Annotated in this window: 13 protein-coding genes and 3 tRNA genes; 15 read left to right on the plus strand and 1 reads right to left on the minus strand. The window is 48.2% G+C overall.

Annotated elements, in window-relative coordinates:
* The first annotated feature begins 7 nt into the window (after window positions 1–7).
* The 4 genes from orn (at window position 8) to Q365_RS0111215 (ending at window position 1,256) form a co-directional block, all read left to right on the plus strand.
* Complete coding sequence (gene orn / locus Q365_RS0111200) at window positions 8–553, plus strand: oligoribonuclease (RefSeq protein ID WP_028023427.1); 546 nt, start codon at window positions 8–10, stop codon at window positions 551–553.
* Between the two features lie 113 nt (window positions 554–666).
* Window positions 667–742 (plus strand) — tRNA-Gly (locus tag Q365_RS0111205).
* 103 nt (window positions 743–845) lie between these two features.
* A tRNA-Gly gene (locus tag Q365_RS0111210) sits at window positions 846–921 on the plus strand.
* 259 nt (window positions 922–1,180) lie between these two features.
* Window positions 1,181–1,256: transfer RNA gene (locus Q365_RS0111215), tRNA-Gly, on the plus strand.
* Window positions 1,257–1,823: 567 nt separating this feature from the next.
* Here the strand turns inward: Q365_RS0111215 and queG are convergent.
* Window positions 1,824–2,978: a tRNA epoxyqueuosine(34) reductase QueG gene (gene queG, locus Q365_RS0111220; RefSeq protein WP_028023428.1), complete on the minus strand. Its 1,155-nt coding sequence runs from the start codon at window positions 2,976–2,978 to the stop codon at window positions 1,824–1,826.
* A 24-nt stretch (window positions 2,979–3,002) separates the two neighbouring features.
* Between queG and Q365_RS0111225 the strand changes: the two genes are divergently transcribed.
* The 11 genes from Q365_RS0111225 (at window position 3,003) to Q365_RS0111275 (ending at window position 15,182) form a co-directional block, all read left to right on the plus strand.
* Window positions 3,003–4,484, plus strand: a complete 1,482-nt coding sequence (locus Q365_RS0111225) for a bifunctional ADP-dependent NAD(P)H-hydrate dehydratase/NAD(P)H-hydrate epimerase (RefSeq protein WP_028023429.1) — start codon at window positions 3,003–3,005, stop codon at window positions 4,482–4,484.
* 49 nt (window positions 4,485–4,533) lie between these two features.
* A complete protein-coding gene (gene tsaE, locus Q365_RS0111230) occupies window positions 4,534–5,001 on the plus strand; it encodes a tRNA (adenosine(37)-N6)-threonylcarbamoyltransferase complex ATPase subunit type 1 TsaE (protein ID WP_028023430.1) in 468 nt (155 codons plus the stop codon).
* Window positions 5,002–5,005: 4 nt separating this feature from the next.
* Window positions 5,006–6,721: an N-acetylmuramoyl-L-alanine amidase gene (locus tag Q365_RS0111235; protein ID WP_028023431.1), complete on the plus strand. Its 1,716-nt coding sequence runs from the start codon at window positions 5,006–5,008 to the stop codon at window positions 6,719–6,721.
* Window positions 6,722–6,723: 2 nt separating this feature from the next.
* A complete protein-coding gene (mutL, locus tag Q365_RS0111240) occupies window positions 6,724–8,766 on the plus strand; it encodes a DNA mismatch repair endonuclease MutL (RefSeq protein ID WP_028023432.1) in 2,043 nt (680 codons plus the stop codon).
* Window positions 8,759–9,685 carry a tRNA (adenosine(37)-N6)-dimethylallyltransferase MiaA gene (gene miaA, locus Q365_RS0111245; protein WP_028023433.1) on the plus strand — a complete coding sequence of 309 codons (927 nt, stop codon included), beginning with the start codon at window positions 8,759–8,761 and terminating at the stop codon, window positions 9,683–9,685. Before mutL ends, miaA begins: the two co-directional genes overlap by 8 nt.
* 95 nt (window positions 9,686–9,780) lie before the next feature.
* Window positions 9,781–10,053: an RNA chaperone Hfq gene (gene hfq / locus Q365_RS0111250; protein WP_016959113.1), complete on the plus strand. Its 273-nt coding sequence runs from the start codon at window positions 9,781–9,783 to the stop codon at window positions 10,051–10,053.
* A 26-nt stretch (window positions 10,054–10,079) separates the two neighbouring features.
* Window positions 10,080–11,372 (plus strand): ribosome rescue GTPase HflX, encoded by a 1,293-nt coding sequence (hflX, locus tag Q365_RS0111255; protein WP_028023434.1) that lies wholly within the window; start codon window positions 10,080–10,082, stop codon window positions 11,370–11,372.
* A gap of 49 nt (window positions 11,373–11,421) precedes the next feature.
* Complete coding sequence (gene hflK / locus Q365_RS0111260; RefSeq protein ID WP_028023435.1) at window positions 11,422–12,582, plus strand: FtsH protease activity modulator HflK; 1,161 nt, start codon at window positions 11,422–11,424, stop codon at window positions 12,580–12,582.
* A gap of 2 nt (window positions 12,583–12,584) precedes the next feature.
* The gene (hflC, locus tag Q365_RS0111265; protein ID WP_028023436.1) at window positions 12,585–13,472 is read left to right on the plus strand and encodes a protease modulator HflC; all 888 of its coding nucleotides are present in this window, start codon (window positions 12,585–12,587) and stop codon (window positions 13,470–13,472) included.
* 76 nt (window positions 13,473–13,548) lie between these two features.
* Window positions 13,549–13,743 carry a DUF2065 domain-containing protein gene (locus tag Q365_RS0111270; RefSeq protein ID WP_028023437.1) on the plus strand — a complete coding sequence of 65 codons (195 nt, stop codon included), beginning with the start codon at window positions 13,549–13,551 and terminating at the stop codon, window positions 13,741–13,743.
* 122 nt (window positions 13,744–13,865) lie between these two features.
* Window positions 13,866–15,182: an adenylosuccinate synthase gene (locus Q365_RS0111275; RefSeq protein ID WP_028023438.1), complete on the plus strand. Its 1,317-nt coding sequence runs from the start codon at window positions 13,866–13,868 to the stop codon at window positions 15,180–15,182.
* The last annotated feature ends 13 nt before the right edge of the window (window positions 15,183–15,195 follow it).

Below are 15,195 nucleotides of genomic sequence, written 5' to 3' on the forward strand. Positions count from 1 at the left end.
AATTTGGATGTCTTTCAGCGATAAGAATTTAATCTGGATTGATCTTGAGATGACAGGGCTTGATCCGCAAGTTCACAAAGTCATTGAGATCGCTACCGTTGTTACAGATGCTGAACTTAACGTTTTGGCTGAAGGGCCCGTCATAGCCATCAATCAATCTGACGATGAATTGGCAATAATGGATGAGTGGTGCACAAACACGCATACTCGCAGTGGGCTGGTGGATCGTGTCAAAGCGAGCACAATGAATGAAGAGCAAGCAATCAAAGAAACGATCGCGTTCCTTAAAGATTGGGTGCCAGCAGGCGTTTCGCCGATCTGTGGTAATAGCGTCGGGCAAGATCGTCGCTTCCTTTACCAGCATATGCCTGAACTAGAACGCTTCTTTCACTACCGCACCGTCGACGTCAGTACCATTAAAGAGTTGGTCCGACGCTGGCAGCCAGATCTTCTGACTGGCTTCCAAAAACAAGGTACTCATTTGGCAATGGATGATATCCGAGAGTCAATTGAAGAACTTCGCTACTACAGAAGTAAGATCTTTACGATCTGATGCCAAAATAAGCGATACGAAGAAATTTCAAAATTTATGAGTTTAGAGGCTTGCATCCCTGATTTTTCTTCGTATAATTCGCAGCCCTGACAGAGACAAATGTCTTTGATTAAGCGACACTAGCTCAGCTGGTAGAGCGCAACCTTGCCAAGGTTGAGGTCACGAGTTCGAACCTCGTGTGTCGCTCCACTTCTCTTGTGGAACAGGACGCTATCGATTTATCGACAGCAGATCATGCAAATTTTGCGGGTCACTAGAAACAAAGATCACTTGATGATCATGAAGGATCTTTGCGACACTAGCTCAGCTGGTAGAGCGCAACCTTGCCAAGGTTGAGGTCACGAGTTCGAACCTCGTGTGTCGCTCCAATTTCTTTTAAATTGAGAGAAAGCACTTTTGATTCGTCAGTAAGTGTAGAAAAAAGCCCGATGTAAATCGGCACTGTGATGCGATACTCGCTCAAGCTAATAGAGCGCAACCTTGCTAAGGTTGAGGTCACGCCTAATCCTTGAAGATCGGGAACCTCGTGTGTCGCTCCAAACTCTTTCGATACGTCGGAAGTGCGAAACGCAAGTTACCTTGTAATTCGCTTCAGAAATTGCCGAAATCATTCGGACGCTCTTTAATGCGACACTAGCTCAGCTGGTAGAGCGCAACCTTGCCAAGGTTGAGGTCACGAGTTCGAACCTCGTGTGTCGCTCCAAATTTCTTGCAGTCAATCATCTGCAAGCACCAACACTTCGCATAACACGTACCAGTTATATTAGGGTACCGCGAGTCGTTGTCTTTAATGCTGTGAAGCATTATCTCGGGGCAAGGTCTAGCCCATAAAATCTGAATGCTATGCAAATCCTGTATGCCACTGACGCATATCGGTGTATTTCAATGTTTCTCACAGAGTTATCCACAGCAGCCAAGTTGTGGGTAAAGCCGTTGATGAAACTATGAAGATGTGACCTTTCTCAGAATTTGCTGTTCGTTAGGTGATCGGTGGATAACTGAGGGCTGTGTATGTTTTGTTTTTTAACTGCATGGTTTTATTGGTTTTTATTGTCGGAGATGTGATTTTTTCAAAAGCTTATCCCCAATATTGTCACCTACCGTGATATGACGCGGGAATTATTCACAGAGTGTGTTTAACTTTGTCGATATGCACTGTTTTATGGCGTACTGAAAATGTTTTCCACATTGCGCAGCAGAAGTGAACCTATGTCTTATTTCTGCATCTTCACCTGTTGATGAAGAGGACATCCATTAAGATTTGCACTATTTATGCATCTCGGGATAAGCCTTTCTGAACAATTCTGACTAACCGTTTTGTTGAAGCAGGTAGCACACTCACCTCGGTTTCCTTCCTACGCTCAATCTGTTGAGTGATGGCCCAATTTAAGTGTTCATCAAGCATAGCAGAGAAATTTTTGGCTGCCTGCAAAAGCTCAATGATCTCTGGGTCATAAGGCGCATTCCCCATCGCGACAGACAGGTTTCTGCGCCATTTTTCGTGGCCTATACGGCGAATAGCCGACCCTTCAGTTTCTTTCAAAAATGTTGATTCATCCCAACTGAATAACGTCTTCAATGATTGCTGAACCAAACTTGAGCGGCCATGAAAGTCAGACTCTTGTGTGAGTTCCGCTTCACGGTTGTAGGGACAGACCAATTGGCAATCATCACAGCCATAAATTCGGTTACCCATAGGGCGGCGAAACTCTTCAGGGATTGGGCCATCAAGCTCGATGGTGAGGTAGGAAATACAACGGCGTGCATCAACGACAGTCTCTCCAACAATCGCGTCGGTAGGGCATGACGTGATACAGGCTACGCATTTGCCGCACTGATTCTCAACTGGCTTATCAATGGGCAACGGCAGGTCAATGAGCAGTTCTCCGAGGAAAAACCACGAACCTGCTTCTTGGCTAAGTAATAGCGAATGCTTTCCTGTCCAACCGAGTCCTGCTTTTTCTGCCAGTGGTCTTTCAAGTACAGGAGCGGAATCGACAAAAGGTCGATAGCCAAAGTCGCCAACTTCTTGCGATATGCGATCGCCCAACTTCTTGAGTCGATTTCTGATTAGCTTGTGGTAATCACGACCGAGTGCGTAGCGACTGATATAAGCGAGAGATGGGTCGTCGAGTGTTTTGGCGAATCCTGCATTGGGAGGCAAGTAGTCCATACGCGCACTGATCACACGAATGGTGCCTTCAACCAACTCTTGTGGGCGCGCCCGCATCATGCCGTGGCGTGCCATCCAGTCCATCTCACCGTGGTAACCCGCGTCTAACCATCGCTGAAGTTGTTCTTCATGCTGACGGAGATCGATATCGGTGATACCGATATGCTGAAAACCTAGTTCGCGACCCCATTGCCTGATATTTTCAGCAAGCAGGTCAAAATTAATCGATGATGAAGATCGAGAGTTAGGCATAAAGATCAGGATGGATGGCTGAAGATGGCGGCAAGTTTACCACAATCCCTTTACCGATCGGATCAGGTTAAGCGCGGAGAGCGTAAGATCGCATCGGATCTTGGTGTCGAAATGTACGATCTTATGGAGCGAGCAGGCTTAGCGGCGTTTGGCTTACTTCGACTGCGTTGGCCTGAAGCGAAAAAGATCCTGATCACTTGTGGCAGTGGCAACAATGGTGGCGATGGTTATGTTATTGGTCGCTTGGCACTAGAGGCGGGGCTACATGTTGTGCTGTGGTCTGCGCGTGATCCTGAGACATTGATGGGTGATGTGCGTACCGCGAAACAAGCGTTCGTGGCGCAAGGTGGCGCCATATTATCTGCCGAATTGCCATCAGGGCCGTTTGATGTGATCGTCGATGCGCTGTTTGGCACGGGGCTCTCTAGATCGGTGAAAGGTAAATACCGAGATGCGATTGATTACATAAATGCCTCTTTATTGCCTGTGCTTGCTATTGATATTCCTAGTGGACTGCATGCCGATACTGGCTGTGTTTTTGGTCGTGCAATCAAGGCGGACTGCACCATTACCTTTGTAGCGTTGAAGCAAGGACTATTCACAGGGAAAGCCGCCGATCATTGTGGCCACATTGTTTTTGATGGTCTGGGTATTTATGAGGCGTTTGAAGCGCATATCCCTACTTCGGTTACACTGCTTGGTGCTCAGCGACTAAAGAATTTACAGCCAGTTCGCCAGATTAGCGTGCATAAAGGGCAGTGCGGTCGTTTACTTTGTATTGGTGGCCAGCAAGGCATGGGGGGCGCGATCATCTTATGTGGACAGGCGGCATTGCGAACTGGGGCGGGTTTAGTGGCACTGTTGACTGATAAAACGCACATCAACGCCGTTTTAGCCCGCCAGCCTGAGTTAATGATCCGTCAGTGGCGAAAAGAAGATGGCGTTCAAGCGCTTTCATCAGTGATACATTGGGCAGATGTGCTTGCACTTGGGCCTGGGTTAGGCCAATCAGCATGGGCGCGTACTTTATTTGATGCTGCATTAGCCAGTCAGTTGCCGATGGTGGTGGATGCTGATGCACTCAACCTGCTCTCGCAGTTCCCGCACCACTATGACCATTGGGTGCTAACGCCTCATCCGGGAGAAGCGGCAAGATTATTAGATCTCACAGTAGAAGAAATTGAACGGGATCGGTTTTCTGCCGTCAAAGAAATACATAATCGCTACGGTGGCGTGGTGGTGCTTAAAGGTGCAGGCACAATCGTTTATGATGGTACGCATTGTTCGGTGATTCATGCTGGTAACCCCGGTATGGCATCGGGAGGCATGGGGGATGTGTTAACTGGCGTGATAGCGTCTTGTTTAGCGCAAACTCAATCGGCTAAAGAGGCGGCAAGGTTTGGTACGCTCTTGCACAGCTACGCAGCGGATATTGCTGCGCAGAATGGAATGCGGGGGCTGTTAGCCAGCGACTTGCTCCCTTTGCTGGGAAACAACATAGAATAAATGCAGATTTGACGGCGAATGACCGTCAGGCAATAAAGCAGTGAGAAACATGACAATAACTTTTAATACTGAGCTTGCTGATGAGCAAGCAACAGTGGCGTTGGGTGCGGCACTCGCAGCGGCGTGTTCACAACAAACCACCATCTATCTGCATGGGGATTTAGGAGCCGGTAAAACCACGTTTTCTCGCGGTTTTATTCAATCTCTTGGTCATAGCGGCAATGTGAAAAGCCCAACTTATACCTTGGTTGAGCCCTATCAACTCGCCTCATGGCAGGTTTATCACTTCGATCTTTACCGTTTGGCTGATCCCGAAGAACTCGAATTCATGGGGATCCGTGATTACTTCACACCTGACGCACTTTGTTTGGTTGAATGGCCGGAAAAAGGTGAAGGCATGTTGCCAGAACCTGATCTCGATATCACACTGAAATATAACGGTGAACAACGCACGGTGCAGATCATAGCAAATACTGCAATCGGCGAAACCCTGATTGATAGTTTGGAGTGGAAATAGAGTTATGCGTTGGCGGGGTGTGTTAGTAGGGATCATCGTATGGTTGGGGCTCGTAACCTCAGCGTGGGCAAATTCACTTGAAAATGTGCGTATTTGGCCAGCACCTGATGAAACTCGCGTGGTAATGGATATGGCGAATGAGCCGTCCTACACCTTTTTCACCCTCACCAAGCCTAACCGCCTTGTGGTCGATCTTAAAGATACATCTTTGGGCATGAAACTCCCCAAGGCGGTTAAAGACAGCAAAATCCTCACCAAGATACGCAAAAGTAATCCTGCGCAGAAAGGGGATTACCGTCTTGTGTTTGAGCTGAAAAATAAAAGCCTTCCACGTATTTTTGCTCTCGCACCTGGCGGAGAATATGGGCATCGCCTAGTTATCGATTTACCACACAGTGCAAAACCTGCTGCTGTTAAGCCTGCAGTAAAAAAAACTCAGCCGACAGAAGCACAAGCAGCACTGCCGTTTGGCACTGACGATATTATTATCGCGCTTGACCCTGGCCACGGCGGTAACGACCCCGGTGCAATTGGACCGAGACGTAAATACGAAAAGCACGTCACCCTTTCTATCGCCCGCCGTGTGGCGAAAAAGATCAATGCAACGCCGGGACTGAAAGCGGTGCTCACGCGAAATGGTGATTATTTTGTAGATTTGAATAAACGTTCTGAGATTGCGCGTAAGCACGGTGCTCACTTATTGGTTTCTATCCATGCGGATGGTTTTCATAAGCCCCAACCTAATGGTGCGTCGGTATGGGTACTGTCTCGTCGCCGTGCAAACAGTGAAATCGGTCGTTGGATTGAAAAACACGAAGAGCAATCGAACTTGCTTGGTGGTGGCGCACTGTTAGATGACAACGAAGATGAATACCTCAGCCGTGCGGTTTTAGATCTGCAATTTAGCAACTCGCAAAAAGAAGGCTTTGACGTTGCGACCCGAATACTCAAAGAAATGGGTAAAGTAACGAAACTGCATAAATCTAGCCCAGAGCATGCCAGCCTTGCGGTACTTAAATCGCCAGATATTCCTTCGTTGTTGGTGGAAGCCGGTTTCATTACGAACCCAAGAGAAGAGCAACTACTGCTGAGTTCGGGGCATCAACAAAAAATCGCCAATGCGGTATTTAAAGGGGTGCTGACCTACTTCGAGGATTTTCCGCCAGATGGCACCTTGATAGCGGCGCGCAAGAACGGCATAAAACACAAAGTAACAACTGGCCAATCGCTGTCGGTTATCGCCAAGAAATACGGCAGTTCTGTGTCTGCGATTAAAGCGGCGAATGGGCTCAAATCAACGTCATTGCGCATCGGTCAGGTGTTGACTGTGCCTGATGTGAACGTGACGGCATTGTCATCACAATCATCCAGTACGGCATCAGCGTCTAAAACGATGTCGCAAGCAACATCGAGAACCGTCACCAAAGTTCATACCGTGGGACGCGGAGAGTTCTTGGGTAAGATCGCTGCAAACTATGGCGTCACGATTGCCAGTATCCGTAGTGCCAATAAGCTGCGTTCTGATGAGTTAGCCATTGGCCAAAAGTTGAAAATTGTCGGTATTAAGCCAAAGAAAAAACAGCACAAAGTGAAGCGTGGAGAGTATCTGGGTAAAATCGCCAGTAACTACGGTGTGACGATAGACAGTATTCGCAATGCCAACAAGTTACGTTCAGATCAGCTGGCGGTTGGTCAAACCTTGATAATCCCCGGGAGCTAGTCATGGCCATTCAGATATTACCTGCTCGTCTGGCTAACCAGATAGCAGCGGGCGAAGTTGTTGAGCGGCCTGCTTCCGTGGTCAAAGAGTTGGTTGAAAACAGTATTGATGCGGGCGCTACCCGTATTGATGTCGACATCGAAAAAGGCGGCAGCAAGTTAATCCGCATCCGTGATAACGGTTCGGGCATCAATAAAGACGAACTAGAGTTGGCACTGAGTCGCCATGCGACATCAAAGATCACCTGCCTTGATGATTTGGAAGCCATTATCAGCTTGGGGTTTCGTGGTGAGGCATTGGCGAGTATTAGCTCGGTTTCTCGTCTGACGCTAACATCTCGCACACAAGCGCAAACGGAAGCGTGGTCAGCCTATGCTGAAGGGCGGGATATGGCTGTTCAGGTAAAACCTGCTGCGCATCCAATTGGCACCACGGTTGAAGTGGTCGACTTGTTTTTTAACACACCAGCTCGCCGTAAATTTCTCCGCACCGATAAAACCGAATTTGGTCATATCGATGAGTTGCTTAAGCGCATTGCGTTGAGCCGTTTCGATGTGGCGATCACCTTAAGACATAACGGTACTGTGGTTCGCCAATATCGAGCCGCAGACAATGACAGCCAGCGCGAACGTCGTCTTGCCGCCGTGTGCGGTAGCGGGTTTGTGAAAACGGCCGTAGAGGTGAGTCTTGAACACCAAGGGTTAACCCTACGCGGTTGGATTTGTACTCCGGACGGTGCACGAGCACAAAATGACATTCAGCATTGCTTTGTGAATCAACGGATGATGAAAGATAAGCTCATCAATCATGCGATTCGACAAGGCTACGAAGCATCACTTCGCCCTGATCAGTTTGCAGCTTATGTCCTCTATATTGACATCGACCCGCATCAAGTCGATGTAAACGTGCATCCCGCCAAACATGAAGTGCGTTTCCACCAAGCTCGATTGGTGCATGACTTTATCTACCAAGCTGTTGCTGATGCACTGATGCAGGTAGCAGAAGCACAAATACCAGAGATGGCACCTTCGTCTGAATATGCAGGTGATGAAGCGACGTCGGCTCACGCTGATTCCTCCTCCAGTGCCGATGATCATTCTCGTGCATCGCGTCATGGATCATCATCCGCAGAGCCTCGCGGGTTCGCGTCGTCGGGATCGGCAAGTGCGCATGCCGCAACAGACTATTCTGAATCTTCAACAACAGCATGGCGACCACAGCCCGAAACGGCAGGAAAAAGTCGTGAGCAATATTCATCAAGCAATGAATCTACTGGGCGACCATCTGCACGCGGTGCTAGCGCGGCCTCTTTTAGTGAGGCGCCTCCATCGCAACGCGAGCAGCGGGCATATAAAGAACTGATGACAACGCCTGTTGTGCCTGCTCAGGCGTTAGCCGAAGCCCCGAGAGCATTTTCGACAACACCAATTTCTCCTGCACCTATTGCTTCAACACCCATATCAGTAGGGCATGTCGACAAGGGGCTAGGCAAAGCATTGGCAGTGGTTTCATCAAAGTATTTACTGCTCCAACGCATTGACGGGTTTGCATTATTAGATTTAGATGCTGCGGCTTATTTGGCAGTGTTAGGGCAGATGCAAACCGCATCGTCAGAAGGATTGAAAGCGCAGCCATTGCTGATCCCTCAGGCGTTGCCTGCATCCGCTGAGGAAATTGCATTGTTAGCGCAACACGAGGACTTGCTCCAACAATTTGGTATCGTGATCCGGAAAAAATCCGCCACGCAAGTCATGGTGATGGCGGTCTGTCAGGCGCTGCGAAAGCACAATTTACAACACTTTGTTCCTGCACTTTTGGCTGTTCTAGCGAATAACGAGGAGCAAGCCTCGATTTCTGTGGACCAACTGGCCGACTGGCTCGCAACGCAAGCGACGCAAAAAACAGACGCCTATGGGTTGTCACAAGCGATTACACTGATCACTGACTTAGAACACTGTTGGCAGGATAAGCTAGCAGGGTATTTTTCAACGTTGTTACGTCCGGTTGACGTGGCAGCGGCAATAGAAGCATTCAAACATGACTAACGCTTTGCCCAAGGCAATCTTTTTAATGGGTCCGACAGCATCGGGCAAAACAGCGCTAGCCATTGCGCTAAGGCAACAATTTCCCGTCGATATTATTAGTGTCGACAGCGCGCTGATTTACCGAGATATGAATATAGGTACAGCGAAACCGGATGAGCAAGAGCTCGCGCTAGCGCCACATCGATTAATTGATATTCGCGATCCTTCAGAGGCTTACTCAGCCGCAGATTTTCGTGAAGATGCTCTGAAGGAAATGGCGGATATTGTCGCAAAAGGGAGAATTCCGCTTTTAGTTGGTGGTACGATGCTCTACTTCAAAGCATTATTGGAAGGTTTGTCGCCTTTGCCCCCTGCGGATCAATCGATCCGAGCTACTATTGAGCAGGAAGCGCAAACACGAGGCTGGCAGTCGCTGCATGATGAGTTGTGCCGTATAGATCCTGTCGCAGGAGCGAGGATTCATCCGAATGATCCTCAGCGATTGTCGAGAGCGCTGGAAGTTTTTCGTATTTCGGGTAAAACTCTGACTGAGTTGACCGAAACCAAAGGTGAACCATTGCCATATGAGGTTCACCAGTTTGCTATAGCCCCTAAGGAAAGGGGAGACCTGCATCGCCGAATCGAGTTACGTTTCCAAATGATGATGGAAGCGGGCTTTGAAGAGGAGGTTCGTGCGCTTTATGAACGTGGTGATCTGAATCCAGATCTACCGTCGATCAGATGCGTAGGGTACCGACAGATGTGGGATTATTTGGCGGGTAGCTGCTCTATTGATGATGCAGTTTATCGCGGTGTGTGTGCCACCCGTCAGTTAGCCAAGCGTCAAATTACCTGGCTTCGTAGCTGGGATAATTTGACATGGCTTGATAGCGACGACGTGCCGTTATCGTTACAAACAGTCACAAAGTGTTTAACCTGATCACAGATTGAGCAGGGTATACTGGGATTGTTGTCAGCGGCGTTGTTGATCTTTTTGTTGCTAATACAACTACAAACCAATAAGGAAAATTAAAAATGGCTAAGGGGCAATCTCTACAAGACCCATTTCTCAATGCACTGCGTCGTGAACGTGTGCCTGTTTCCATTTACTTGGTAAACGGCATCAAGCTTCAGGGCCAGATTGAATCTTTTGACCAGTTCGTGATCCTGCTGAAAAATACCGTCAACCAAATGGTGTACAAGCATGCGATTTCTACCGTGGTCCCAGCTCGCCCAGTGAATCATCATCATAACAATCCTACTGACCGCCCAGCAGGCGAACGTCAGCAAGATAAGACTGAGGAGTAACAATCCTTTGGTAAGGAGTTGATCGCTTGTTTGACCGTTATGAAGCCGGTGAACAGGCTGTTTTAGTTCATATCAACTTTACTCAACAAGGTGAATGGGAAGATCTCAGCGAGCTAGAATTGCTGGTATCGTCTGCGGGGGTGACACGGTTACAGACAATTACTGGCAGCCGTCAATCCCCGCATTCCAAATACTTCGTTGGTGAAGGCAAAGCCCTCGAAATCGCAGATGCTGTCCGGATGACCGGCGCGGAGATCGTCATATTCAACCATGCGCTATCACCTGCGCAGGAACGAAACCTCGAGCGATTAATTCAATGTCGTGTGCTTGATCGCACGGGTCTTATTCTCGATATCTTTGCACAACGCGCCCGTACCCACGAAGGTAAGCTGCAGGTAGAACTTGCGCAGCTTCGTCACCTGTCAACCCGACTCATTCGCGGCTGGACGCACCTAGAGCGCCAAAAAGGCGGTATTGGTTTGCGTGGGCCAGGTGAAAGTCAGTTAGAGACTGACCGTCGTTTGTTACGTGATCGTGTTAAAGCTATTTTGCGTAGACTTGAGAAGGTAGCCAAACAGCGAGAACAGGGACGACGAGCGAGAAATCGTGCTGAAGTGCCTACGGTGTCGCTGGTGGGTTATACCAATGCGGGTAAATCGACCTTATTTAACCGCATCACGGAAGCCGGTGTGTATGCAGCCGATCAGCTGTTTGCAACACTCGATCCGACTTTGCGGAAGATTGAGGTGGATGATGTTGGTGACGTTATTTTGGCCGATACGGTTGGGTTTATTCGTCATCTCCCCCATGATCTAGTTGCGGCATTTAAAGCTACGTTGAAAGAAACGCAAGAAGCGACGTTATTGCTTCACGTGATTGATGCGAGTGATGAGCGCTTTCGGGAGAACATTGATGCTGTCAATGAAGTACTGGAAGAGATCGATGCAAATGAAGTCCCTACCTTGTTGGTGATGAACAAAATCGACAACATGGAAGACGCATTGCCGCGAATCGAGCGTGATGAAGAAGGTGTCCCACGTGTTGTTTGGGTATCCGCTCTTGCAGATCGGGGTATAGATCTTCTTTTTGAGGCGCTGACCGAAAGGCTGTCGGGGACTATGGTAAGCTATCGCTTACGTATTCCACCTGCGGCGATTGGCAGAATGCACAGTAAATTCTGTCGCTTGCGTTGTATTTTGCATGAAGAATACGATCAAGACGGACATTTACTGATTGATGTGCGCTTACCTCAAGCCGATTGGCTAAGGTTAAGAAAACGGGAAGGCAATGAGTTAGACGATTTCATCGTCACTGACTGATTGTTACAGTATAAAAACTATCGTCATATCATATTGATGGAGTGCTCTAATGGCGTGGAATGAGCCAGGAAATAATGGCGGTCAGGACAAAGATCCGTGGGGTAATCGCGGAGGTCGTGACCAAGGACCGCCGGACCTTGATGAGGTCTTCGGTAAACTAAGCCGCAAACTGAATGGTTTGTTAGGTGGCGGTAAAGGCAAAGGACCATCTTTTGGTAGCAGTGCTGCCGGTTTGGGCGTAATCGCCGTTGTGGGTGTGGTTATTTGGGGCGCGACAGGTTTTTACACCATTGGTGAAGCTGAGCGTGGTGTTGTTTTGCGTTTCGGTGAATACGACCGCATTGTGCAACCCGGTTTGAACTGGAAACCAAACTTCATCGATGACGTTACAACCGTCAATGTTCAAGCGATTCGTTCTTTGCGTAGTTCGGGCGAAATGCTGACCAAAGATGAAAACGTGGTAAGCGTAGACATGGACGTTCAGTATCGAGTTGCTAATCCAGAGAAATATCTGTACGCAGTGACCAATGCTGATGACAGCCTACGACAAGCAACAGATTCTGCACTGCGTGCAGTTATCGGTGATGCTGTGATGGATGACATCCTGACTACGGGTCGTCAAGAAATTCGTACAAAAACTCAGACTGAAATTAACCGTATTATCGATCGCTACGACATGGGTATCTTAGTTGTGGACGTGAACTTGCAAGGTGCACGTGCACCGGAACAAGTTCAGGACGCATTCGATGACGCAATCAAAGCGCGAGAAGATGAAGAACGCTACATCAAAGAAGCAGAAGCTTACAGCAATGACATTTTGCCTAAGGCAACGGGTCGTGCTGAGCGTCTGAAGAAAGAAGCGTTGGGTTATCGTGAGAAAACCGTCAATGAAGCTGAAGGTGACGTAGCGCAGTTTGAAAAGCTGCTTCCTGAATATCAGGCTGCACCTGAAGTGACGCGTAATCGCCTCTATCTGGAAACCATGGAACAAGTCTATGGTAACACCAGTAAGGTACTGATCGATTCACAAGCTGGCGGCGGCAACTTGCTGTACTTGCCTCTTGATAAGTTAATGAATCAATCTAAGTCATCGGGTGCTGTTTCTGACAACAACGCGATGGATTACGGTATTGAATTGGAAACCTCTGGTACGACGGCGCCAGCGACTCAAAACTCTCGTCAATCGACAACGCGTCAGGGGAGATACTAATTATGCGTAAATTGTTAATCCCTCTGATTATTGCTTCGCTCGTAGGCGGCTTGATGTCAGTGTTTGTGGTTGATGAAGGCGAACGAGGCATTGTGCTGCGTTTTGGTCGAATTTTGAAAGCTGACGATGATCAGGCAAAGATTTACCCGCCAGGTCTGCAGTTCAAAGTTCCGTTTTTTGACCGTGTTCAAATCTTGGATGCGCGTATTCAAACCATGGACGATCAGTCGGATCGCTTTGTAACGTCTGAGAAAAAAGACGTGATCATCGACTCTTACGTTAAGTGGCGTATTCAAGATTTCGGTCAGTACTACCTGTCTACAGGTGGTGGTAACCGTTTGACTGCAGAAGCACTATTGCAACGTAAAGTGTCTGATGGTCTCCGCGCAGAAATTGGTTCAAAGACCATCAAAGAGATTGTCTCTGAGAAGCGCGAGCAAGTAATGGCAGACGTTCTGGACGAAGTGCAAGCCAGTGCTAACGATATCGGCATTGAAGTCATTGACCTTCGTATCAAGAAAATCAACCTGCCAGACAAGATCAGTGAATCAATCTACGCGCGTATGCGTGCAGAGCGTGAAACTGTAGCTCGTCGTCACCGTTCTCAAGGTCGTGAGAAAGCGGAAGTTATCCGTGCTCAATCTGAACTTGAAGTGGCGACCATCCTTGCTGAAGCAGAAAAAACAGCCCGTGTAACACGTGGTGAAGCAGACGCCGAAGTGGCGAACATTTATGCAGGCACGTTCAATAAAGAGCCTGAGTTCTATAACTTCTTACGTTCTTTGCAAGCCTATGAGAAGAGCTTTAGCAATAAGGGAGACATCCTTGTGGTTGACCCGAGCAGCGAGTTCTTCCAGTACATGAAAGAGCCAAACATTAATCTGAATTAATGTGGCGTAAATCGTAAAAACGAAAAGACAAGGCATCGTGCCTTGTCTTTTTTTTTCCTGATCGCAGAGGTGTATTGTGGGAAAAGAATTGCTACTGGCCATCGGTTTGGTGCTGATTGTTGAAGGTTTCGGCCCGATGCTCATTCCCAATAAGTGGCGAAATATGGTCAATGAAATGAGTCAATTACCGGATACGACGCTGCGTCGTATTGGTGGGTGCTTGGTGGTAGCAGGAATTGTCATCGCATATATGATGTGGCCGTCTAAGTAAATGAACACAGCAAAAAACTGTGACAGCCTGATTAACATGTTCGGGACGACGGTTAAAAAATGACTGCAACGTTTAAATGAAGGTGCTAGAATCCCGTTTTAATCAGCAACTGACTGGAAAAGATGAGTAATAACGTAGTCGTTCTCGGCACTCAATGGGGTGACGAAGGTAAGGGTAAGATCGTCGATCTTTTAACTGAAGACGCAAATTACGTGGTTCGCTACCAAGGCGGTCACAATGCGGGTCACACTCTCGTTATCGACGGTGAAAAAACCGTTCTGCATTTGATTCCTTCTGGCATTCTTCGTAACAACGTTAAGTGCATCATCGGTAACGGTGTTGTTCTGTCTCCTGACGCACTGATGAAAGAAATGGGCGGCCTCGAAGAGCGCGGTATCCCAGTTCGCGAACGTCTGTTCCTGTCAGAAGCTTGTCCGCTAATTCTTCCATACCACATCGCTCTTGACGTTGCGCGTGAAGCTGCTCGTGGTAAGAAAGCAATCGGTACTACTGGTCGTGGTATTGGTCCTGCTTACGAAGATAAAGTTGCTCGTCGCGGTCTACGCGTTGGTGACCTTTTCGATAAAGAAGCGTTTGCTGAGAAGCTTAAAGAAGTGATGACGTACCACAACTTCCAGTTGGAGCACTTCTACAAAGCAGAGCCTGTTAGCTACGAAGACACACTTGCGAAGATCCTTGAGCAAGCTGACATACTAACTGGCATGGTTATCGACGTAACTCAAGAGCTTGACGATGCGCGTAAGCGTGGCGACAAGATCATGTTTGAAGGTGCACAAGGCACTCTTCTAGACATCGACCACGGTACCTACCCATACGTAACTTCTTCTAACACAACCGCTGGTGGTGTTGCTGCAGGTTCTGGTTTTGGTCCACGTCACCTAGGTTACATCCTAGGTATCGCGAAAGCGTACTGCACCCGTGTAGGTTCAGGTCCTTTCCCAACTGAGTTGTATGATGGTCTTGAAAAACAAGATCCAGTGGGTAAGCACCTAGGCACAGTAGGTCACGAGTTTGGTGCAACGACTGGTCGTCTTCGTCGTACTGGCTGGTTTGATGCCGTAGCTATGCGCCGCGCAGTTCAAATCAACTCTATCTCAGGCTTCTGCTTGACCAAGATGGATGTGATGGACGGCTTGGAAGAAATCAAAATCTGTACTGGTTACCAGAAAGCAGACGGCACTATTTTGACTGTGTCGCCAATGGCTGCTGACGAGTACGAGAACATTACTCCGATTTACGAGACCGTTCCGGGTTGGAGTGAGAAAACTTTCGGTGCGAAAACAATTGAAGAACTGCCACAAGCAGCGCTTGATTACATCGCACGTATCGAAGAGCTAACGGGCGTGCCAATTGATATTATTTCAACTGGCCCAGACCGTAACGAGACCATCATTAAGGTTCAACCTTTCGCGTCTTAATCGCTTCGGTATT

The organism is Enterovibrio calviensis DSM 14347 (assembly GCF_000621165.1).
Lineage (GTDB): Bacteria > Pseudomonadota > Gammaproteobacteria > Enterobacterales > Vibrionaceae > Enterovibrio > Enterovibrio calviensis.